Annotated in this window: 13 protein-coding genes, 3 pseudogenes and 1 CRISPR repeat array; of the genes and pseudogenes, 10 read left to right on the forward strand and 6 right to left on the reverse strand. The window is 70.9% G+C overall.

Features of this window, described 5'->3' with window-relative positions; genetic code table 11:
- The 4 genes and pseudogenes from KVT45_RS52455 to KVT45_RS57370 form a co-directional block, all read right to left on the reverse strand.
- Positions 1 to 652, reverse strand: a pseudogene (locus KVT45_RS52455) (hypothetical protein); the annotation flags it as partial.
- Positions 653 to 920: 268 nt separating this feature from the next.
- Positions 921 to 1,415, reverse strand: coding sequence for a hypothetical protein (locus KVT45_RS52460; RefSeq protein ID WP_217561773.1), 495 nt, complete (start codon positions 1,413 to 1,415; stop codon positions 921 to 923).
- Positions 1,416 to 2,121: 706 nt separating this feature from the next.
- Positions 2,122 to 2,399, reverse strand: a pseudogene (locus KVT45_RS57365) (ATP/GTP-binding protein); the annotation flags it as partial.
- Positions 2,400 to 2,975: 576 nt separating this feature from the next.
- On the reverse strand, positions 2,976 to 3,695 hold the full coding sequence (locus KVT45_RS57370; protein ID WP_254648642.1) for a hypothetical protein: 720 nt from the start codon (positions 3,693 to 3,695) through the stop codon (positions 2,976 to 2,978).
- Positions 3,696 to 3,966: 271 nt separating this feature from the next.
- Between KVT45_RS57370 and KVT45_RS52470 the strand changes: the two genes are divergently transcribed.
- From KVT45_RS52470 to KVT45_RS52510, 10 genes and pseudogenes are all read left to right on the forward strand, one after another.
- Positions 3,967 to 4,260, forward strand: a complete 294-nt coding sequence (locus KVT45_RS52470) for a helix-turn-helix domain-containing protein (protein ID WP_217561775.1) — start codon at positions 3,967 to 3,969, stop codon at positions 4,258 to 4,260.
- The gene (locus KVT45_RS52475) at positions 4,260 to 5,852 is read left to right on the forward strand and encodes a DNA-binding transcriptional regulator (protein ID WP_217561777.1); all 1,593 of its coding nucleotides are present in this window, start codon (positions 4,260 to 4,262) and stop codon (positions 5,850 to 5,852) included. The genes KVT45_RS52470 and KVT45_RS52475 overlap by 1 nt, the downstream gene beginning before the upstream one ends.
- A gap of 1 nt (position 5,853) precedes the next feature.
- Entirely contained in the window at positions 5,854 to 6,426 is a 573-nt protein-coding gene (locus KVT45_RS52480; protein ID WP_217561779.1) for a transcriptional regulator, read from the forward strand.
- A 239-nt stretch (positions 6,427 to 6,665) separates the two neighbouring features.
- Positions 6,666 to 9,235: direct repeats of the CRISPR family, unit length 29 nt; unit sequence CGGGATACCTCCGCTCGCGCGGAGCCGAC.
- Positions 9,236 to 9,493: 258 nt separating this feature from the next.
- On the forward strand, positions 9,494 to 11,920 hold the full coding sequence (cas3, locus tag KVT45_RS57980) for a CRISPR-associated helicase Cas3' (protein WP_308311147.1): 2,427 nt from the start codon (positions 9,494 to 9,496) through the stop codon (positions 11,918 to 11,920).
- Positions 11,921 to 12,384: 464 nt separating this feature from the next.
- Positions 12,385 to 14,046 (forward strand): type I-E CRISPR-associated protein Cse1/CasA, encoded by a 1,662-nt coding sequence (casA, locus tag KVT45_RS57385; protein ID WP_308311148.1) that lies wholly within the window; start codon positions 12,385 to 12,387, stop codon positions 14,044 to 14,046.
- On the forward strand, positions 14,043 to 14,675 hold the full coding sequence (gene casB / locus KVT45_RS52490; RefSeq protein ID WP_254648643.1) for a type I-E CRISPR-associated protein Cse2/CasB: 633 nt from the start codon (positions 14,043 to 14,045) through the stop codon (positions 14,673 to 14,675). The genes casA and casB overlap by 4 nt, the downstream gene beginning before the upstream one ends.
- A 14-nt stretch (positions 14,676 to 14,689) precedes the next feature.
- Positions 14,690 to 15,853 carry a type I-E CRISPR-associated protein Cas7/Cse4/CasC gene (cas7e, locus tag KVT45_RS52495; RefSeq protein ID WP_217561783.1) on the forward strand — a complete coding sequence of 388 codons (1,164 nt, stop codon included), beginning with the start codon at positions 14,690 to 14,692 and terminating at the stop codon, positions 15,851 to 15,853.
- Positions 15,854 to 15,858: 5 nt separating this feature from the next.
- Complete coding sequence (gene cas5e / locus KVT45_RS52500; RefSeq protein WP_217561785.1) at positions 15,859 to 16,593, forward strand: type I-E CRISPR-associated protein Cas5/CasD; 735 nt, start codon at positions 15,859 to 15,861, stop codon at positions 16,591 to 16,593.
- 105 nt (positions 16,594 to 16,698) lie between these two features.
- Positions 16,699 to 17,376: a type I-E CRISPR-associated protein Cas6/Cse3/CasE gene (gene cas6e / locus KVT45_RS52505; protein WP_217561787.1), complete on the forward strand. Its 678-nt coding sequence runs from the start codon at positions 16,699 to 16,701 to the stop codon at positions 17,374 to 17,376.
- Between the two features lie 307 nt (positions 17,377 to 17,683).
- Positions 17,684 to 18,181, forward strand: a pseudogene (locus KVT45_RS52510) (recombinase family protein); the annotation flags it as partial.
- Positions 18,182 to 18,410: 229 nt separating this feature from the next.
- Here the strand turns inward: KVT45_RS52510 and KVT45_RS52515 are convergent.
- Together KVT45_RS52515 and KVT45_RS52520 are read right to left on the reverse strand one after the other, a co-directional pair.
- A complete protein-coding gene (locus KVT45_RS52515) occupies positions 18,411 to 18,725 on the reverse strand; it encodes a hypothetical protein (RefSeq protein WP_217561789.1) in 315 nt (104 codons plus the stop codon).
- A gap of 817 nt (positions 18,726 to 19,542) precedes the next feature.
- A complete protein-coding gene (locus KVT45_RS52520) occupies positions 19,543 to 22,029 on the reverse strand; it encodes a DEAD/DEAH box helicase (RefSeq protein ID WP_217561791.1) in 2,487 nt (828 codons plus the stop codon).
- Between the last annotated feature and the right edge of the window lie 480 nt (positions 22,030 to 22,509).

Below are 22,509 nucleotides of genomic sequence, written 5' to 3' on the forward strand. Positions count from 1 at the left end.
GGCGGATGTCGGGCAGCGGCTGCCCGGTGCCGCGGTAGATCCACCAACTGCGGCTGACCGGACCGCCGTTGCGGCTGTTCTCCGCCGGGTGCTGGGCGCGGCTCATGAGGTCCCCTCGTCGTTGTGTCCGCCACGCTGCCGGGATTTGATGCCGGGTAGGCGGACCAGTCGGCCATGTGGTTTGGGTCGTCCCGGAGGACCGTGACGTGACGTCCGGTGTGCACGTCCCGTTGCATAACTGCCGGACGCGCTTCGACAGTTCGGCGGCCGCTCCCCTCGGCAGCTTGTCGACCCGTCTCCTGGAGTCGCCCGGGGGTGTGGGCCTGCGGTGCCAGACGGCCGGCGGCACGCCGGCCCGCAGGGCGGCTTCTAGCGTGGCCTGGCGGCTGCCGGGGCCGGTCAGCGGAGGTGCGGTGAGCGCGGCCGAGTCCAGTCGCTCGTCGGTGGCGGGGGTGCTGTTCCACTGCACGGGGTCGTGGCCGCGCTCGCCCGTGGTGTTCCAGTGGCACAGGATCCGGGGGCCGGCCGTCATCTGCTGCCGGCGGTTGCGCCAGCGCCGGTGGTACCGCCGGGCCCGCATCCGCTCCAGGCTGCGCAGCGCCACCGGGTAGTCCAGGTACAACGCGGTGGCGGAGTCCGAGTGGGAGGCCATCGGCAGCCATTCCACGGGGTGGCTGAGCAGTTGGAGTGGCAGTACGAACTCGAGTCACGGTCCGCGCGCCGTGCGTTCTCGTGCGGCGCGGTCTCCTCACTCACCAGCCCCTGCTGCTGAGCTGGGCCGTAGATAGGGGTACGCCGCCCTGTCCCGGGTCTGGAGAACGGTCGGCCCCGTGCCCGAGGTGACTGACGCCACGCGCGCTGCGGTGCCGGCGGAGAAGAGCAACCAGCCTCGAGCCCCGCCGGCCGCGCGGCTGGTTGGCTTACCCCTCGGGTACGTGGGGGCAGGTTTCGCGCTGCTGGTAGCTGCCCAGCACGCCGGTGCCCGCAGCAGCCCAGAAGGGGCGGGAATCGTGGAAGTGGCCGCCGAGGGTGTGCCAGGACAGGCCGGGGTTCTCGTGTCGCAGCGCTTCAAGGCCCGCGGCGGCCAGCCCGCACCGCTGGTACTCCTCCATGGTGTAGGGCTGCTCGACCCACCCGAGTCCACAGGGGGCGCAGACGGTGTAGTCGACGGCGAAGGCCGTGTCGCCGGCGAGGTTTGCGGCACGCTCCCTCCAGCCGGGCCGCTCCGAGGAGGGAGTGTCCTGCCAGGGCGCATCCAGCCGGATCACGGTCCAGCCGGTGGGCTGGCGGCCCCATCTGCCGCCGCTGACCGCACGTAAGAACAGCTGCCAGAGTGTGCCGTCCGCTGCCCACGCCACGTTCCGGGCCTGCGCGGCCAGAGCCCGGGCAGCGTCCCGCTCCTCAACGTCTGTCATGCCGACCTCCCTGCCCATCCAGTCGACTTCCTCAACTTCCGTCCGGCAGCCCGGAGTCCAGGCGTGCTCAACGTCCTCGGCGCCCCCTGCATGGACCGCGGTGGGGCCCGAGCCGGGGGAGCAGCGAGCGCTGCATGCTCGATCGTCGGGCCTGCACCGCCCGTCGGGCGCAGCGCGTGCTCTTTCCTCTTCAAGGACGGGCGCGGCCCCGGCCGGACGCCTGCCGGTCGGTGGTGGGGCAGGACGGGCGCGGCCCCGGCCGGACGCCTGCCGGTCGGTGGTGGGGCACGCTCCGCGCGCCCCACCACCTTGCCGCGTGCCGGGCGTTCGCTCCGCGCCCACCCGGACCGAGCGCTGCGCGCTCTCACGCGTTGCGGGATGCGGCAGCCGGTCCCACGGCGCTCCGCGCCGTGCTCCCTCGCTCCGCGCTGCCTCCTCCCTTGCCCTCGGCGCTCCGCGCCTCACGGCCCCGTCCTGCGTCCTGCCGTTCGCCGTGGTGGTGGTTGGTTTGTGGTTGATGTGGTGTGTTGTTGGTTTGTTGAGGGGTGGGGTAGGTGGTTTGGGTGGTGGGGTCAGGGTGTGTGGGCTGGGTTTTTTGTTCTGTGTGGAGGGGGCGTGGGTTTGTTGTAGGTGGCTCTGGCGTGGTGAGGTTTGGTGTGTTTGTGCTGGTCGGGGCTGTTTGTGCTGGTGGTTGGCGGGTCGGTGTGGGGCGGTGGTGGGTTTCGGCGAGGTGGTCGAGGCGGATGGCGTCGTGGGATTGCTTGGTGATGTGTTCGGTGCCGTCGCAGATGGCGGTGATAGCGGTGATGGCTGTTTGGCGGATGAGTCTGGTGAGGTTTCCGATGCGTCGGTGGTGCGCCTGTGGAGGTAGGGGGCGTGGCGGGGGAGGGTGCCGGGTGTGTGGTGGGTGAGGTCGAGGGCGTTTTCGATGTCGGTGGTGACGTCGCGGAATGGTTCGCGTTGGCCGTGGTGGGCGGGGAGGGGGCTGCTGTTGATGCGGTGCGCTTCCGGGCGTTGTCGATCAGGGTGGCACTGTGGCGCAGGCTGCGCAGGAGCTGGCGGGCGACGTCGGCGGCCGGCTCGGTCTGTACCCCGCGCAGCTGCAGCAGCTGTTCCTCGGCGCTCTGTACGGCGCTGGTGATCAGCGCCCGCTGTTCGGCGGGCACCACGGCCCGCCACATCCTGCCCGAGCCGGGCGCCTTCTTCTCCTTGCCCAGTACCCGCAGCTGCCCGGCCACGGTGGGCAGGCTGGTGCTCCTGGCGCAGCCACCACGGGTCGTTGTCGTATCCGGGCGGTCCGCCGGTCCCGCGGCGGATGCGGATGACCGCGCCCGTCCAGGAGGTCAGCGGGCCGCCGTAGTCGGCCGCGGCCGGCGGCACCAGCCGCGGCCGCCCGACCCGCTCGCCGAGCCTGTGGCAGAACATCCCGTCGGCGGGCAGCGCCCGCGGCCGCCCGGCACCGCTGTCGATCCACACCAGCTGGGCCATGGCCGGGTCATGCAGCGCGTCGGCGACGGCCACCACCTCGGGAAATACGGCCGTGTCCCGTCCCACGATCCGTCACCGCTCGAAGTCCTCCCCGGCATGGCCGCCCGCGACCTGGTGCAGGCGCCGCGGCCACACCTTCTCCTGCTCCCAGCCGAGGGCCTGTTCCCACCACCGGGCCACCACCGCGTGCGCCAGCGCGAACACCCTCTCCGGTTCGGTACCGGCCCGCACCGCCGGCCGCGCCACACCCGCCCACCGCCACTGCGCCGCCGTCACCTCCGGCAGATGGCGCAGATCCAGGTGTTCCAGCTGCTGGTCGGCATCCGCGTCCACAAGCCACCGTCCGTGCCGCACGCACACCCGCTCCCACCGCGGGGCGTACCGCGCCACCCGCACGGCCGTCCCTGCACGCCGGGCGGTGCACAGGCGGCAGCCGAATGCCATCGGCCCGGCGACCGCGCCGCCGATCCGCCACGCTGCCGCCGGCACTCCGTCCTTCTCGGCGGAGAGCTTGGCGTCTTGCTGTTCCCAGGACGGCAGGGCCCGCGCCGGCACGTCTTCCTCGATGCCGCCCAGGCCTGCCAGGAGCTGCCGTTCGGCCGCGTTCAGCAGCACCTCGGCGTCGGCCCGTGCGCCCCCGCCACTGTGCCCGGGCTGGTAGTTGCGCCAGTGCCAGCAGGACCGCAACGCCTTCGCTTCCAGCCCGCAGCGGCTCGCGATGCGGCAGATCAGCGACGAGGTCGTCTCTCCTGGCAGGGGAGCGGTCCGCAGCAGGCCGGGGTGATGGGTCACCCCACCACGGTCTCGTGTCCGCTGTCCGCGGCGGGCGCTTTCGCAACGGATACCGAGCGGATCAAGCAAAGCGGCGGGCGGTGGTGCCGGCCCGTTCCCACGGCACTGTGACCACCCGCGCCACCGTCCAGGCGCTGTACCGCCTGCGCGGCCTCCAGGGGAGTCCTGAGGCCCCCCGGCCCTGCCCGCGCTCTGGCCGAGCCAGCCTCCATGATCCAATATCATGCGCCACACGAATAAAAAATGAGGTATAGGAGGTAAGGTTGGCTTCATGGGTATGGGGCTGGAAGAGCGGGTGAGGTCGGCGGTGGCGGCGCTCCTGTACGCGACCGGTGAATCGCAGTCCGTTCTGGGCGCTGTCCTGGGGGTGAGCCAGGCCCAGGTGAGCCGTCGTCAGCGCGCCTTGGCGGCCTGGACCTTGACGGACTGCGAGGCGGTCGCCGCGCACTACGGCATCGATGTCTCCGACCTCATGGCGGGACCCACCCGGGCCGTGGAGGCACTGTCCGCCGTGCGCCACCGCCTCGGCCCCCGGCGTCCTGCGGCTGTCGAGGAAGGCATGTGATGACGGACTTCAGCGCGATCGACGCGCTGCTCGCCGGAGCCAGGAAGGAGGTCCCGCTGCCGCCCGCCGAGGAACGGCGCGTGCTGCGTGAGGAGCTGAACCTCTCGCAGGCCCACCTGGCTCGGGCCCTGGGTGTCAGTGCCTCCACGGTCGGGGGCTGGGAGGCAGGGCGGGAGCCGAGTGGTGAGGCGAGAGTGAAGTACGCGTACTTCCTCGAAGGAGCCAGGGCCCGACGGGCCGCCGAGACGGCCGGCCCGGTCCACGCAGGCGAACCCGAGCCCGAACCCGGGGGTGAGGGTGTCGCGGATGCCGGGCAGGCGGCGGATCAGGACGACGACGGCGATGTGCTCGCGGTGCCGCAGCCGTGCGTGCTATGCGGGCAGCCGGCCCGCCACCAGGTCGAGGGGTTCCCGCAGCACCTTCACCCCGCGGAGTGCACCACCGCGCCCCCAACCTCGCAGCCGCAGCCGCAGCCGCAGCCGCAGCCGCAGCCGGAGCCCGCGCCGGCGGCCGTTCCGGCTGAGGCAGCGCCTGGTCGAGGCCGCTCCGGCGGGGCGCGGCAGGCCCCGCGCGGGCGGCAGGGGGTGAAGGTCGTTCCGGCCGGGCGCCGGGTGCGGCCGGCCAGCGCCCCGGACCCGCTCGCCGGGCGGATCTCCTCGGCGGTCGCGGCCGCCCTCGGCGAGCACGGCGGGGACGTCGCGGAAGCGACGGCGGCCCTGGTGAAGCGGGCGATCCCGGACGCGATGGCCCTGTTGGACCAGGCCCGCCTGGGCGGCCGTTACGACGTTGTCGCGCACCCGTGGCTGCCCGACGTCCTGCGCAAGCAGACCGCGAAGGGTGCCGACCAGGTCTGGGAGGCCCGCCCGAAGTGGACCCGGCCCGAACTCCCGGCCGGCGCCCACGAAGTGACCGCGCTGGACGTCAACGGCGCCTACTTGAGTGCGCTCAAGACGCACCTGCCGCTTGGCCAGCTGGAGCATTCCACCGACGGACAGCACAATCCGCGCCGCGCCGGCGTGCACCTGATCACCCCGCCCGACTGGGAGCACGACGCGGTCCTCCCGAACCCGATCGGCCAGCGCGACGAACCCGGCCCGCTGTGGGTGACCGAGCCCACCCTGCGCCTGCTGCTGCGCCTCTCGGGACCGAAGTACGGGCTGTGCGACCCGCCCGTGATCCACGAATCATGGACGTCCGGGGCCACCGAGGGCCTGCTGGAGAAGTTCCGGATCACGCTGAAGGACGCCCGGGACCGGGCGATCGCCGACGGCGACGACGTGACGGGGGAGTACGTCAAGGCGATGTACTCGAAATTCGTCTCCACGCTCGGCGAGTCGAACTACAACCGCGAGCTCTACAGGACCGACTGGATGCACCTGATCCGCTCGCAGGCGTTCGCGAACCTGTGGTGGAGGGCCCACCGGGCCTACGACGAGGGCCTCATGGTCGTCCGCGCCATGGGCACCGACGAACTCCACGTCATCGGCGACTGGCGCGCCGTCTTCCCCGAGGGCCGCGGCCTGGCCGAGATGAAACCCAAGGACGTCTACACCGTCGGCGACGCCGAGCTCGGCACCCCGGAAGAGGCCTGACATGCCCGAGCGCAACCTCGACTTCGGCCACTTCGGCGCGCGCGGCGTCAAGGGCCACGAGGCCGTCGCCCGCCAGCTGGACGCCCTCGCCGGGTACATCGCGACCTCGATCACCGTCCAGCGCGGCCTGCTCGCCCGCCTGCACTACCTCACCCGCAGCCAGCATGCCCGGGCCGCCGCCCGTGCGGCCGGCCTCACTGCGACCGACCGCACCGTGCGGGCCTGGCTCGCCGGCACCCGCACACCCTCCCGCCAGAACCTGGAGCGGATCGAGCAGGCCTACCGCACCGTGCGACGGGAGAACGTCGCCCGCTACCTGCTGGCCCGCCTCAACCGGGGCGGCCAGGGGACCCGGGTGGAGTTCCACCCGCTCAACCAGTCCCACGTCTCGCGGCCCCGCCAGCGCGTGGTCGCGTTCCGGACCATGAACGTGCGGCGGTGGGACCGGATCGTCGCCGCGTGGGTTGCCGACGACGACCAGGCCCTGGACGACGCGTGGATCGACAAGGTCGTCGACCTCGGCTCCCAGTGGGGCCAGTACGAGTACGTCACCACCATCGGCTTCGCCGCCTGACGACGCCTTTACAGCAGACAGGACACCTCACAGGATGGGAACTGCTGTTCGGTATGGGGGTGTCCGGAACCATACGGAAACCGAGTGGTTGGACGCCGGTACCGGGTTGCGAGGCGCCTCGTTGGGCACGACAGGCTGTTGCGGTGTCGGTGGACACGCTCGGTTCGAGGGGATGGAGGGCCGGCCGTGAGTGATCGCAGTTCGATCGAATGGACTGAGGCGACGTGGAACCCGGCCACGGGACACCTCCGCTTGCGCGGAACCGATGCCATCAGCTGGTGGGCGGTGATGGCGGCCTGCGGGGCACCTCCGCTCGCGCGGAGCCGACGAAGTCATGCTCAAGCCCCAGTACATGAGCAGCGGGACGCCTCCGCTCGCGCGAGGCCGACTGCACGGACGGTAAGGCGTCCTTACGGCTCGCAGGGATACCTCCGCTCGCGCGGAGCCGGCGTTCCCGGCTACATCCGGGGGTACCGCTACACCGGGACACCTCCGCTCGCGCGGAGCCGACCTGGCCATCGAGGACGACCGGCATCTGCGGGATGGGACACCTCCGCTCGCGCGGAGCCGACGGTGGTGCAGGGAATCGGAGCTGGAGCGCATCGGGGACACCTCCCGCTCGCGCGGAGCCGACGGCGACCACCCCACCCGCGTCCACGGGACACCTCCGCTGGCGCGGAGCCGACGTCACGGTGGCTACTCCGCCGCGGCTGACGAGCGGGACACCCCCGCTCGCGCAGAGCCGACCATCGCTGCCCGCCCGCCGCCCCCGTCTCGCTCGGGACACCTCCACTTGCGGGAGCCGACTGCAGGCGGGCGGTCCAAGCAGGATCCTCCATCGGGTCACTTCCGCTCGCGCGGAGCCGACGCCGACCCCTAGCTCCTGGCCAAGCTCGACGGCAGGGCACCCCCGCTCGCGCGGAGTCGACCGCCACAACTGGCCCGAGAAGCTGGTGAACATCGGGGCACCTCCGCTCGCGCAGAGCCGACCGGCCCCCCACACCCTGTCCGGCTCGGCGAGCGGGTCACCTCCGCTCGCGCGGAGCTGACCCTGATCCCGGGTCCGCAAAGAACGCCAGCACCGGGGCACCTCCGCTCGCGCGGAGCTGAAATTACCCAGGTCCGCACCGCGCGCAACGGCTAGGAAACCCCTCCGCTCGCGCGGAGCGGACCGCATCAGGATGTCCTCGAGCCGGCCGCGCTCCGGGTCACCTCCGCTTGCGCGGAGCCGACCCCGGGATGCTGCTGCAGTTTCCAGCCTTCAACGGGACACCTCCGCTTGCGCGGAGTCGACGAGTGGGACGCCGTGATTCTTACCCACGAGGCCGGGGCACCCTCGCTCGCGCGGAGCCGACTCACCGATGTGGTTGATGATGGCCATCGGCAGCGGGGCACCTCCGCTTGCGCGGAGCCGACTGTCGCCCGGACACCGCGCTGGGCATCGCCGACGGGGCACCTCCGCTCACGTGGAGCCGACATTCGCAAGACGGCGGCAGCCCAGTACAGCGCAGGGATACCTCCGCTCGCGCGGAGCCGACCAGAACTTCTTCTCCTCGCCGGGCTGCCAGGACGGGATACCTCCGCTCGCGCGGAGCCGACGCGAGCGCCTCGCTGAACGCGAACGTGGGCAGCGGGATACCTCCGCTCGCGCGGAGCCGACTCCGACTCGGCGAGCGCGGTCCGCTACGACGACGGGATACCTCCGCTCGCGCGGAGCCGACCCGCAAGGACGGCGCGGCCGATCCGGTTCCTACGGGATACCTCCGCTCGCGCGGAGCCGACCCCGCCGAAGCCGCACGCCGCGACCGCGCACACGGGACACATCCGCTTGCGCGTTGCCGACGGCTACTACCGCATCACCGTGCCCTACCGGGCCGGGACACCTCCGCTCGCGCGGAGCCGACGACGCTCTCGTACAACTGGGCGAACAGAACGACGGGTCACCTCTGCTCGCGCGGAGTAGACGACGCTGTAGCGGGTCACCCGCCAGTAGTCGTCGGGTCACTTCCGCTCGCGCGGAGCCGACGACGGCGTGTTCGTTCTCCACTGGCTCGACGACGGGACACCTCCGTTTGCTCGGGGATGACCCCAGGATGCTCGGAGCCTGCCGCCCCCGTTCCGGGTCACCTCCGCTCGCGCGGAGTCGACGGCGTAGGAGACGACAGCGCCCACGGTGGTTCCGGGACACCTTCGCTCGCGCGGAGCCGACCTCATCATCAACAACCCAGACGTCGCCGACGGGGGGACACCTCCGCTCGCGCGGAGCGCGGTCGACGGCTGTCCACGCCATGACCGATTTACCTCCGCTCGCGCGGAGCCGGCTTGTGGACCTGGACGACGGTGACGATCGCGTCCGGGACACCTCCGCTCGCGCGGAGCCAACACGGCCCCGACGGCTTACGACACCGTAGCGGTCGGGACACCTCCGCTCGCGCCGAGCCGACGCAAGCGCAGTGCTGCCGGGGGCGCCGATGGCCGGGACATCTCCGCTCGCGCGGAGCCGACGAGATGACGCCGATGATGACGTCCAGCCAGTGCGGGACACTTCCGCTTGCGCGGAGCCAACCTCTTCAGGTAGCCGTCCGAGTAGTGGGTGGCCGGGGTCCCTCCGCTTGCGCGGAGCCGACTCCATGGTCATCTTGCCTTCGCCGGCCGCCGTTGGGACACCTCCACTCACGCGGAGCCAACGGCACCACCGAACTGCCCGGTTCGCTCTGCCACGGGACACCTCTGCTTGCGCGGAGCCGACCGCCGATGCGCGGCGGGACGAACTTGTAGTGCGGGACACCTCCGTTTGTACGGAGTGGGTGCGGCCGTCGACCGTGTTGATGCCGACGGCTGTGGGCCGTCTTCGCGTGCGGGGAGGTGGCCTGCCGGGTGTTGTGACCGGGTTGTCCGTCCGAACTTCCTTTGCGTGTTCGGGGTTTGGGATTCTTGTTGTCAAGGTGCGTGCGGTGCGGGGCTCGCTGGTGGTCGTCAGGTTACTGGTGTTCGGCGGTGTGACTCCGTGCGGTGGTGCGATCTTGATGTTTCGTGATCGGGGTGGTTCGTGGGACAGGGGGTTGGGGTGGATGTTCGTGGGGCGTGGGGGAAGTTGGGGCGTGGCGTTGTTCCGCATCCTTTGATCTGTCATGTGCTGGATACGGCGGTGGTGGCTGAGGGGCTGGTGGGGGTTTTGGTGGGGCCGCACTGTCGTGCGGAGCTGGAGGCGGGTTTCGGTCCGCTGGGGGATGCGGCGGGTTGGGTGTCGGTGCTGTGTGGTCTGCATGATCTGGGGAAGCTGTCGCCGGCGTTCCAGGGGTTGCGGCAGGACGTGGCGGTGCCGGCCCTGGGGCCGGTGGCGGGGGCTGACGTTGGGCGGTTGGCCCAGTGGCGGGATCCTGGGGCGCGTACGGACTGTCATCACGGTCTGCTGACGGCGGTGCACCTGGTGCGGTTGTTGCGGTCGTGGGGTGCGGTGCCGGCCACTGCGCGGTCGGTGGCGTGGGCGTTGGGCGGTCATCACGGGGTGGTTCCGTCGGCTGCGGCGGTGCAGCAGGCGCGGGAGGCGGTGGGGGACAACGGGGGGCCGCGTTGGGCGGCCGCGTGCGACGAGCTGGTCGGCCGGGTCGTCTCCTTGTGGGGCCTGCCGCAGCCGGGGGAGCTGCCGTGGCAGGAGGTGCGGTTTAGTCCTGAGGCGGTGGTGGCGCTGGCCGGGTTGGCCTCGGTGAGCGACTGGATCGCCTCGGCACGCCCGGAGACGTCGTATGCGGGCCTGGATGTCGACCTGGCCGCCTACCTTGCGCAGGCGCGTGTGGATGAGGCGCGAAAGATCGAGAAGCTGGCGTGGCGGCCGTGGCGGCCGCCACGCCAGACGGGGTTCGCGGCTCTCTTCCCCGACGAGGAACAGCCGCGTCCGGTGCAGGTGGCGGTCGAGGCGGCGGTGGCGGGGATGCGGGGGGCGGGGATTGTGGTGGTGGCGGCCCCGACGGGGGAGGGCAAGACGAAGGCCGCGTTGCAGGCGGTGGCGGAGATGGTGCGCCGGCTGGGTCTGCAGGGCTTTTATGCGGCGATGCCGTCGCGTGTGACGAGCAATCAGGCCTTCGAGACCGTGGAGGAGCTGCTGGAGGAGGCGGACGTGCCGGTGCGGCTGCTGCACTCCACGGCCGGCGAATACCTCAAGGGCCGCGCTGCGGCGCTGGATCCGGCCGCTGCTCTGCGGCCGGTGGGTGTCGATGTGGACGGTGAGGGCGACGGGGACGGGCAGGCCGCGCAGTGGTTCGCCCACAAACGCGGTCTGCTGGCGCCGGTGGGGGTGGGGACGGTCGATCAGGCGTTGATGGCGGCGCTGCGGTCCAGCCATGTCTTCGTCCGTCTGACGGGTCTGTCGGGCAAGGTCGTCGTGTTCGACGAGGTGCACGGCTATGACGTCCACATGTCGACGCTGATGGACCGGCTGCTGTGGTGGCTCGGCCGCATGCGGGTACCGGTCGTGGTGCTCTCGGCGACGTTGCCGTCCGGGCGTCAGCATGCGCTGGTGGAGAGCTGGCGGGCCGGCGCGCAGGGACGCAGGCCCGGCACGCAGGCGGTCGCGGCAGCGCCGGGAGCGTTTCCGCGGGTGGTGTGGGCGGATGAGCGCTGTGATGCCGTGCAGGTGGTGGACGTGCCTGCTTCGGAGCTGAACAGCGGCCGGGTGGTGGAGCTGTCGCGGGTCGCTTTTGCGGAGCGGGCCCGGTGGGCGCTGCGGCAGGCTGGTGAGGGGCGCTGCGTGGCTGTGGTGCAGAACCTGGTCCGGCACGCCGAGGAGGCGTATGAGCAGATCCTCCAGCTCGTCGAGGCGCTGCCGCAGGCGGAACGGCCCGAGGTGTTCTTGCTGCACGGGCAGCTGGAGGAGGCGCGGCGGGCCCGCGTGGAGGCCGAGATCCTGGCGCGGTTCGGCCCCCCGGACCCCGGCCGGGAACAGGTCCGGCCCAAGCGGGCGATCGTGGTGGGCACGAAGTTGCTGGAGGAGGGCCTGGACGTGGACTTTGACGTGATGATCAGCTCCCTCGCGCCCATCGACAGCCTGATCCAGCGGATGGGCCGCATTCAGCGCCACCAGCGCGACGGCGACAGGCCCGGCCTGCTGCTGGCTCTGACCGGAGTCGAGGAGGAGGCCCAGAGGGTCGCCTTCCCCCGCTACACGACGAACGTTCATGCGGAGGCGGTGCTGCTGCGGACCTGGGCGGTGTTGCGTGGGCGTACGCAGGTGCGCTGTCCCGACGAGGTGCAGCAGCTGGTGGACCTGGTCTATGGCCCGCAGGAGGCGGTCGGCTGCCCTCGGGGCTGGGAGCGGCAGTGGGAGCGGGCGGCAGCCCAGCTGCAGCGCAGCATCGCCGGTCGGGAGGAGAAGGCCGAGGGAGTGCGGCTGCCGCAGCCTCGGGACGATGTCCAGCTGTGGGAACTGACTGCGCGGGCGACCAGGGCGAACCGGACCAGGCAGGACAGTTACCGGCGCGACGGCGACTGGCAGTGACCTGACACCTGATGGCGAGGAGAGCGCGGCCGCCGGTGAGACCACGAGCCCGCTCCCGCGGGACGCCCGGTTCGATCGCCCCCCGGCCCCGGCAGCCCGCCAGCCGTTCCGTTCGCCGGCCGCACCCCTCCCTCGACGACCGCGACGAGACGCTGCCGGGCTCCTCGCCGCTCGGACCGCCGACGAGGACGCCCCCGGCCAGGCGGTGGAGTGCCGCGCGGGCTGCCGCTGCGGCCCGCAGTCCCCCGGCAGATGACGGCTGCGACGCTGCCATGCCCTCAGTTGAAGGACGAGGCCATGCAGCGCGGCCCGCTCCCGCCGCATACCGCATCGGCCTCGGGCTGAGTATGGATTCAGCCGACATCACAGGCCGAGTGATCCATTCCGGGTGAATCCGCCTCGGTTGTCAGTGGCATTTGCAAGACTCGCCCCCTGCACGACAGTTGGGGGAGGAACGACACACTGTGGGCTTCAACCTGCTGACCGAACCATGGCTGCCGGCGGTGCGCATGGACGGCGCCCGGCAAGAGATCAGCCTGGCCCAGGCACTGCGTGAGGCAGCCTCCTACCGGCGCCTTGCGGGATCTTCACCGACCATGACCGCGGCCCTGCACCGCCTGCTGCTGGCTCTCGCGCACCGGGTGTACCAGCCACTGGACGCCGCCCGCTGGGCGCAGCTGTGGCAGGCCCAGACCGATGGCGGACTGCCCGCTGCAGAACTGGCCGCATACCAGGAGAAGTGGCACTCCCGCTTCGATCTGTTCGACCCGGACATGCCGTTCTTCCAGTGCCCGGCTCTGGACAACGCCCCGGGCAGCACGGCGAAGCTCGTGGCCGGCTGGGCCGCGGGCAGCAACCGGACCCTGTTCGATCACACCACGGCCGACCAGCGTCCGGTCCTTGCGGCGGCGCACGCGGCCCGCTGGCTGGTGACCGTCCAGGCGTACGACACCTCGGGAACGAAGCAGCCCTACCGCAAGGAGCGCACCGCGGAGGGCGGTCTGGGTAATCGCTTCGGCTGTGTGCTGGTCGAGGGCGGGAGCCTGCACGAGACCCTGCTGCTGAACATGCAGCGATACCAGCCGGACGACGAACTGCCCGCCCGCACCACGGGGCGGGACCGGCCAGTGTGGGAAGCCGAGCAGCCTCCCGATCCCGAGCCGGATGCGCGTAGCCCGCTGGGCTGGACGGACCTGCTCACATGGCCGTCTCGGCGCATCCTGCTGTCCACTTCGACCTCTTCCAAAGCCCCGGAGGTGGACGGGGTGGTGCTCACCCCGGGCACCCGTCTGGAGGGCGACCTCGTCGAGTGGGAGGCCATGGCGGCCTACCGCCGCCCATGGCTCCGGGGCGGCAAACAGGGCGACCTCAGGGCGGTCACCCTGGACGAACTGCGCGGCGTGTGGCGCCACAGCCAGGAACTGCTGCTGGCATCCGACAAGCGCTGGTGGAACACCTGGCGCGCTGCCCGCTATGCCAAGGGGCCGCTGCCTGCCCAGGAGCCGGAGCGGCGACGGCCCGCGGCACTGGACCACATCGCCGAACTCGTCGAGGACGGCCACATCCCCGAGGACACCGTCTACACGCTGCGGATCTTCGGGCAGCAGCTCGGTGACCAGGGCGGAGACACCTACGCCTGGTACGAGGAAGCCGTTCCCGCACCGGTGGCACTCATGCGGGCCGACAGCGCCCGCATCGGCCGCATCCTGGGCTACGCGGTGTCCCTGGCCAACGACCTCGGCGAGCAGCTGAAGCTCATGGAACGCCAGTACGCGGCTGACTTCCACCGCCAGCTCAGCAAGGACCAGGAGAAGAAGTCCAGCGAGCTGGAGATCCTCTATTGGCCGCAGCTGGCACCGCCGTTCGCCGCGTTCCTGCGCGAGCTGGGCCAGGCCCTCCTGCACGGCACCAGCGAGACTGAGCCCGCCGAACGCTGGGGCCAGGCCGTCTCCGACCTCGCCGACAAAACCGCCTGGCAGTGGCTGCAAGGGGCACCGCGCCGCGACCGCTTGCTGCTGACCGCGAGCGCCCACTTCGACGACTTCCAACTCGCCCGCCAAAAGCTGCAGAACATTTTCCGCGGCGGCCTCGCCCGCTACAGCGTGCCACCCCTGGAGGACGCATGACCACCGCAAGCCCCCCGGCCCCTCAACCGGAAGGCATTCAGCAGCGTCGCGGCGCGTTCATCACCCACCTCTACGGCCTGCAGCGGTCGATGTCCTCCGACAACCGGCACGCGGCCGGCGAGGCCCGCCGCACCATGGCACGCCTGCGCCGCTGTTTCGCCGGCCCCCGCCAGGAAGCCGATGCCTACACCACCGTCTTCGACTTCGACCCGCCCGAATCGGAACAGCACATCTGGCTGCTGGCCGCGGGCCTGTTCGCCCTGCACCCCCAGCCCCACCACGGCGGGCACAGCAGACCCTCCATCGGCACCGCCATGGGCCAACTCGCCCAAGACCGCGGTGACTCGGTGCAACGCCGCTTCACCCAGCTGGTCTCCGTCGAAAACGCAGCTCTGCCCCACTACCTGCGCCAGTGCGTACAGCTCCTGGCGACCGCCGACATCCCGGTCGACTACTACCGCCTCCTCAACGAACTCGTCGACCTCCTGGCCAACGACCCCTACGGGCGCAACGCAGAACGCCGCCAGCGGATCCGCCTGACCTGGGCCCGCGACTACCACCGCGCCAGCCGCCCCACCCCAGCCGCCACGACCGAGCCCACCCCGGCCCCCGCCGACACCACCGCCTGAACCGGAGACCCGCCATGCTCATCGAGCTCCACCTCCTGCAGTCCTTCCCCGTCAGCAACCTCAACCGGGACGACCTCGGACAGCCCAAAACCGCCCGCTTCGGCGGCCACACCCGCGCCCGCATCTCCAGCCAGTCCCTCAAACGCGCCGCACGCCAACTCCTCGCCCAGCACGGCCTGGACACCTCCGAGCTGGGCGTACGCACCAAACGCCTCCGCGACGCCGCAGCCGGCGTCCTCGCCGACCGCGGCCGGAGCAAGGACGAAGCCCTGGACGTCTGCCAGGCCGGCCTGGAGGAGATCGGCTTCGCCGCACACCCCGCGACCGGCCTGACCAAGTACCTCCTCTACGTCGGCCGGCCCGCCCAGGAACACCTTGCCGACTACTGCGACGAACGGTGGGACACCCTCGCCAAGACCGTGGCCGACGCGAAAGCACGCAAGGAGAAGAACGACAAGGCACCGCAGAAGAAGACCGCGAAGACGGCCGCCGCCAAACCCACCAAGCAGGCCCAGGAACACACCCAGCGCATCCTGGACGGCACCCGGGCCGCCGACATCGCCCTGTTCGGACGCATGATCGCCGACAACACCGACTTCAACGTCAACGCCGCCTCACAGGTCGCTCACGCCCTGTCCACCCACGCCGTCGTCAACGAATTCGACTACTACACCGCCCTCGACGACCTCAGGCCCAACGCCGAACCCGCCGCGGACATGATCGGCACCGTCGACTTCAACACCGCCTGCTTCTACCGCTACGCCAACCTCGACCTGGACCAGCTCGCCACCAACCTGCCCGCCGACCCCGACCTCGTCGCCCGCGCGGCCCGCGCCTGGCTGTACTCCTTCATCCACGCCGTGCCCGGCGGCAAGCAGAACTCCATGGCCGCACGCACCATGCCCCAGGCCCTCCTCGGAGTCGTCCGCGAAACCGGCGCCTGGAACCTGGCCAACGCCTTCCTCAGCCCCGTCACCGACGTCCCCGACCTCATGGCCGCATCCACCCAGCGCCTCGTCGACCACTTCCAGCAACTGCGCGGCTTCTACGGCGACACCCAGCTGCGCCACACCAGCATCGCCTCCATCGGCCCCGCCCCCACCGGCGTGCCCGACGACGAGATCGCTCCCACCCTCGACGCCTTCACCGCCCGGCTCCTGACCGCGACCAAGAACTGACCGCCATGCCCACCTTGCTGATGTGCTTCGACGCCCCCATGCAGTCCTGGGGCACCAGATCACAGTTCAACAGCCGCGACACCGCCACCGAACCCACCAAATCCGGTGTCGTCGGCCTCCTCGCCGCCGCCCTCGGCATCCCCAAGGCCGCCGACGAGGACATCCAGCACCTGGCCGCCCTCCGCATGGGCGTACGCGTCGACCGGGAAGGCGTCGTCGAAAGCGACTTCCACACCGTCCAGAACGTGCCCAACACCCAAGGACAGCAGCACCGCACTGCCGTCACCAAACGCTTCTACCTGGCCGACGCCCTCTTCCTCGTCGCCCTCGAATCAGACGATGCCCCACTCCTTGACCGCCTCCACAACGCCCTCGACCGACCGCGCTGGCCTCTCTACTTCGGACGCAAAGCCTTCGTCCCCACCCGGCCCCTCCCGAGCCACGGACTGCCAGGCGAGCACCAGGCCATCACCCAACGACCGCTCGACGAGGCACTGACCCTCCACCCCTGGCTGGAGAACCAGCCCCACATCCGCACCCGCCACCGCCCCGCCCCCGACGAGCCCGCCCAGACATGGCTGCGCACCGTCATCGACGCCGAACCCTGGATCCTCGACGTCGAACTACGACACGACCACCCACTCTCCTTCCGCCCCCAGCAACGCGCCTTCGCACCGCGAGCCGTACACACCGGCCACATTCCCCTCACGCCCGCAATGGTCAGCAATGACGCCGCCTGAGCGCCTGCGCGCCGTCTACCGGCCCACCAACCTGCGGCGTCTCGCCGCTTACACCTCGCCCACCTTCACACCCGAAGCCCGCCCCGCCGCAGAAGGGAGCATCCGGTGACCCTGTGGCTCACCCGCCTCACCCCCAGCCCCGCCTCCCGCCTGGCCCAGCAGGAACTGAGCGGCACCCACGGCACCTCCCTCCACCGCCGGGTCATGTCCCTCTTCCCCGACGGCATAAAGGACAGTGCCCGCACCCACTTCGGCGTCCTCTTCCGTGTCGAGGACACCTCCGCCGGCAGCTACCTGCTCCTGCAGTCCAACCTGCCCCCCGACCCCACCGGCCTGCCCGACGGCTATGGCACCCTCACCAGCCGCCCCCTCGACCAGCTCCTCGACGCCCTCACCCCCGGACGCACCCTCCGCTACCGCTGCACCGCCTCCCCTGTCCGCAAACCCGGAGCCACCACCCGCACCCTCTACCAGCTGCCCGCCGTCGTCGACCTCCACGGAGAAGCCGCCGACGCCTGGTGGCACCGCCAAGCCGGCCAGGCCGGACTCAAGCCCCTGACCCTGCACTCCCAGCCCGCCGAATCCGTCCGCGACCACCAACGCCCCCGCACCCCCACCAAGGAAGGCGGTAACCGGGTGCGCCACCACCGCGTGCGCTTCGACGGCACCGCAACCGTCATCGACCCCGACCTGCTCCGGACAGCGATCCACAACGGCATCGGCCGCGGCAAGGCATACGGCTGCGGCCTGCTCAGCATCGCCCCAGCACCGGACCCCGCATGAGCGCACCACACCACACCCAGCCAGGACAAAGCCGCAGACGCCTAGCCGCGCCCACCATCGCCATGCTCCCGCGCGGTATCGACTCCCGCCGGGCCAGCAGCCCTCGCGTCTTGGGGTGCGCCCATGACCGAGCGGATCCGCTCCGTGCTCGCGGAGGTGTCCCAGACGCGTTCGGCAACCCGCTGATCGTGGGCCGTCCGCTCTGCGCCCGCGGTGGTGTCCCGTTCCCGGAGTTCACGAAGGAATCGCTGGTCCTGTCCACTCCGCGCCTGCGGAGGTGTCCCGCAGATGACGACGGTGCGGCCGCGACGCCGCCGAACCCACCGCGCTCGCCGACCACCTCACCGCCCACGGCCTGGTCCTGGAGATGCTCGCCGGACCCCTGCCCGGCATCTACGACCCCACCGGCCCGGGCAAGCTGCTGTTCGCGTTCTTCGCCGCGATGGCAGAGACCGAGCGGGAGAACATCCGCGAGTCCACGCTGGAAGGGCTCGACACCGCGGCCCGCAAGGGCAAGCACGGCGGCCCGCCGCCCGTAATCACCGACGACATGCTCCACACCGTGCTCCGGCGCCGGGCGAACGGCGAGTCCGTCGAGCAGATCCAGCCCGGCCTGATCATCCCCACCGGCAAACGCAGGGGACAGAACCCCTCGATCGCCAGCATCTACCGGGCGCTCGCCGACTACGCGAAGGCACAGGCGTACCCCGAAGCCGTCGAGCAGGCCCACACCGACTTCGCCGCCCTCCAGGTCGGCGAAGTCCCCGGGCCCCGCCTCACTGTCCCTGACCGAGCGTCACTCTGATTACAGAGAGCTACTTGTCACTTCGCCGTAGCTTCGGGAGGACAGGGCCGTGACAACTACAGTGCTTCGGCTCACTGACCGAATTACCAGCCGGATCAAGTTCCCGTGTGAAACAGGCGCCGATGCCCCGGCACGCTTCCCGACGACTACCAACGGCGCGCGAGCTGGTCGACGCTGCCCACATCGGCCAGCGCGTGGTACGCCACCGCGGGCCGCTCTCGGAGACTGCTCACGGCACGCTCCCGGCGGGCGTTTCGGTCAGCTCGACCCGGGCCAGGGCATGGACGATGGGCGCCCCCTCTGGTGTCGCTCCATAGGACACGTCCACGAAGACCACCTTGACGTAGACATCGTGCAGCCGGACGACCTGCCCGGCCGCCGGGACAGGCAGCGGCCCGTTCGCGCCGATGTTCGCGAGGACGACCTCGTCCTTTCCCGTGCCGTAGGTGAACTGCACGACGTGCTCGACGAAGGGCCAGTCGACGTGCGGACGGTCAGCCTCGGCCTTCCTGATCCGCTTCACCCCGGCGGGCAGTTCAGGCATCCGTGCTCCCCTGCTAGTGGCGGCGAGGGCCATCTCAATCGGCGTCGCGCGATCCCCACCATCCTCCACCCACCACCCGCGCCGATCAGCTCCAGGCGCTGCGCGAGCTCGGCACCCTGGCACAGGCCGAACCCCACGCGGGTGACGAAGCGGTGCGGAACCTGCTCACCCGCCGCGCCAGCGGCTACGCCCAGGCCGAGGTCGACGCCTGGTTCGCGGACGCCCTGGCCACCGGCCGCGGCCACTACGCCGACCCGGCCGCCCGCCAGGCCGCCGCCACCGAGCAGCAGCTCCAGAACATCGCAGCCGTAAGGCTTCCAGGCCCTTGCTGTCCGCTCCGCGCCTGCGGAGGTGTCCCGTTTGTCTTCTCCGTGATGTCCCGCTGGTCCATGTCCGTTCCGTGCTCGCGGCGTACGCCTCACGCACCCGCAGCGTCACACCGTGAGCGAGTTCGGAACCAGCCGGACAGTGCAGGGACCATGACAGCCTCTGTGCGCCCCCAATCGTTATCCCGCAGTCGCTGGCGGCGGACCCCGGGACCGACACAAGCCGCTCTGCTCTGCACCGGCACAGCCGCAGCCAGTCCCGCTTCCCGACCACCCGCGCGGGAATGCCTGCCCCGCTGCGCGTGTTGTGACGGACGTGGTTGTGGAGGGGACAGTGTCCCCGGGCCTCACCTATTGCCCATGAGGACGATCGTTCGGCTGAAGCCTCATGGAGCCTTTCGCCGCGTAGGCGACCGCCCTTCACGACCACACACACGTCGGTGACCCGCTCCGAACACGGGGCGGGCCACCGTCATGTTCTGTCCCCTCGTTTACCAGCGCATGCTGAGGGTGTCGAGGTCGGTGCGGCGTTGTGGGGTGAGTTTGGTGGCGCGGCGGCGGGTGTTGTCGAGGAATGCTCCGAGTTTGATCGGTTCGCCGTCGAGGGTTTCGACGTGTTTGCGGGGCACGGTGAGGTGGCCTTCGCGGGCGTGGAACTGGCGGGCGGCGGCGAGGTTCGCGGCCCACCGGGCGTCCTGCGACCGGGGCGCGTCCGCCCGCGGCTCACCGTCGGCCGCGGGCTGGATCCCGATGGTCTCCAGGAGGTACTGCTGGGCGGGCATCAGCCGCTCCCACCCGGTCCGCTGCCCGGCGATCCACACGCCCAGGTCCTCGCCCTGGACGATCAGTTCACCCGGCCTGGCTGGGAGTGCGCCGCCGGCCTTCACGTGGGTGAGGGCGAGGCGGTAGCCGCGTTGCCAGCCGATCTCCCATGCCGGGCACCAGCCCGGATCCACATCGGCCAGAGCCTCCAGACGGCCCTCTGACAGCTCTCCTGCGTAGGCGACATCCGTTTCCCCGGCCTGGCGCCGTTCGGCGTTCTCAGCTGTCCTGCGGGCCGCTGCGCGCTGGTTCTTGGCCCACACCCCCAGTGGGAAGTCGTCCCACACGGCCCCGGTGGGCGGGAGCAGGTGCCCGTGCACCGCGGCGTACGAGCGGGCGACGGCGAGGCCGGCCTCCCACGCGGACGCCTGTACCGACCACACCATCCCGAGCGCTTCCAGCTCGGCGACGCGGGAGGCCTCCAGTGTCCCGGCCGCGTAGTAGCGCCTCTGGTCGGCCACCCACATCCCGAGCGGATGCCCGCCGATCGCCGGCCAGTCCTCCGGCGTGACGTACGTGTACGGCACCCGCAGCTCACTGTTGCCGGTCTCCCGCCGCCACCGGGTGGCCGCCTCGATCCCGCGCCGCCAGTACGCCGCCTCGGGGTCGATGACCCGCAGCCGGACGAACGCCGTCAGCGCAGCCGGGTCGCGTTCCTCGCTGAACCTGAGCACCCCGGCCGCCGCGGCACCGACCCGGACGACGTCCTGCTCCTCGTTGCTGTCCTCGCCGTCGTGGTCCTGGTCGACGTCGTCCTCGCCCACGCCGGGATGGGCGTTGCGGACCCGGGGGTCGGCGAGTGCCTCGATCGTCTCCGTGTCGTGCGCGCGCAGCGCCCCGAGGATCTTCGCGAGGGTCCCGTACGCATCCGAGGTGAGCAGTTCATTCGCATCCTCGTCCTCACCGAGGAATACCGGAACGATCAGCGTGGCCAGTTTTCCAACCCCGGGACGCATCCGCAGGGCACGCCCGACCATCTGCACGATATCCACCACCGACCCACGCGCGTCCGCAAAAAGCACCGCATCACACTCAGCGGTATCGACACCTTCACCCAGAACACGAACCGACGAAAGCACACGCAATTCCGCACGCACATCCCGGCCCTCAAATTCCGGCGCCCCGAGGAAGTCGGAGGCGAATTCGTCCAGGACACGGCGGCGGTGTGCGGGGGCGTGCTCGCCGTACAGCCACTCCGCCCACACCTGCTCGGCGGGCGGGAAGGCGGCGGGGTCGTCCTCGGCGAGCCGGCCCGCCGTCACCGGCACCGCGGCCGCCATCGCCTCCGCCTCCCCAACCCGGCTGTGGAAGGACAGCACGCGCCGGAACCGCTCCTGCGCGGCCGCGCGCATGAGGCCGGTCTGCACGGCCGCCAACCGCGCCCCGCGCACCACGTCCGAGCCGGTCGCCTCCGTCGTCATCGCGGCGTACAACTCCGGGTCACGGATGTCCAGGCACAGCACCTGATACGGCGCCACCAAGCCCAACCGGATCGCCTCCGACAGCTTCAGCTTGTACGCCACCGGACCGAAGACCTCGGAGTCCTCATCCATGGACGCCACCATCCGCGGCCGCTCACCCTCCGCCTCCCACACCCGCGCGGTCGCCGTCATGTACAACCGCCGCACGGCTGGGACTTGCGCCTGGTCGTGCACCGCAGCCCACGGCTTGCCCGCATCCCCGCTCGTGCGGTGCGCCTCATCCACCACGACCAGGTCCCACACCGGCAGACCCGCCGCGTGTGCGTGTTGGAGGGTGCCGATGCCGAGGGAGGCGTAGGTCGCGAACACGGTGACCGCTTCGGGGCCGGCGGTCCACGCGATCAGTTCGTCCGGGTCGGTCGTGCAGGGCACACCCTGGCTGTCCGCGCCCCGCAGGGAGCACACCCCGACCATCGCCCCGTGGCGGCCGCCCTGGCGCCAGGCGGCGGCCATCTGCAGCAGCAGGTCCAACGTCGGCACCAAAACCAGCACGCGGCGAGCCGAAAGACGATTCGCCGACTCCACCCCGATCAGCGTCTTACCGGACCCGGTAGCGGCGATAACCTGAGTCCGCAGCCCTCCAGGCGGGATTCCCTTTCCCGGCTGTTCCGAGAGATTTCGCAGCACCGAATCCACTGCCTCAACCTGATGCGGACGAAGACTCATGCGCGTCATTCCGGACCCATTTCCCGCACCATTTTCAGCGCGCCCGAGGTGATTTTGATTTCGAGAGGCATCCGGCCCGTCAGCCGGGGGAGGTACCTAACCATCATCCCAGAATTTAGCCAGCCAACCGAAGTGACGCACACTGGTGTTCGGTCATGATGGAAAGTGGTTGATCCTAAGTTGTGGAGCAGGGTTCGGCTGAGATTCGGGTCCGATGCAACTCGGCGCAGCCGGGAGGGTCCACCCCCCCTGACACCCCCTCAGCCGAACCCGACCTGACTCCCCGCCACCCGCCCCTCCTTGCCGCCGCTTTCCCGTATCGGGGCACGGAGTGCACCGGTACGGCAGGGAGTCGGCGGAGCCGGGTCCCGCTGCTGGGCCACGGAGTGGACCGGCAGCCCCGGAACGGAGTTCCGGGCATTCCACGCGTAGCGTGGAATTGGCGTTGCGTAGCGACGCCGCGTCGCGCTTGCGGAGCAAGCCGCGCGC

The sequence above is a fragment of the Streptomyces sp. GbtcB6 genome, from assembly GCF_019091475.1.
GTDB classification, from domain to species: domain Bacteria; phylum Actinomycetota; class Actinomycetes; order Streptomycetales; family Streptomycetaceae; genus Streptomyces; species Streptomyces hyaluromycini.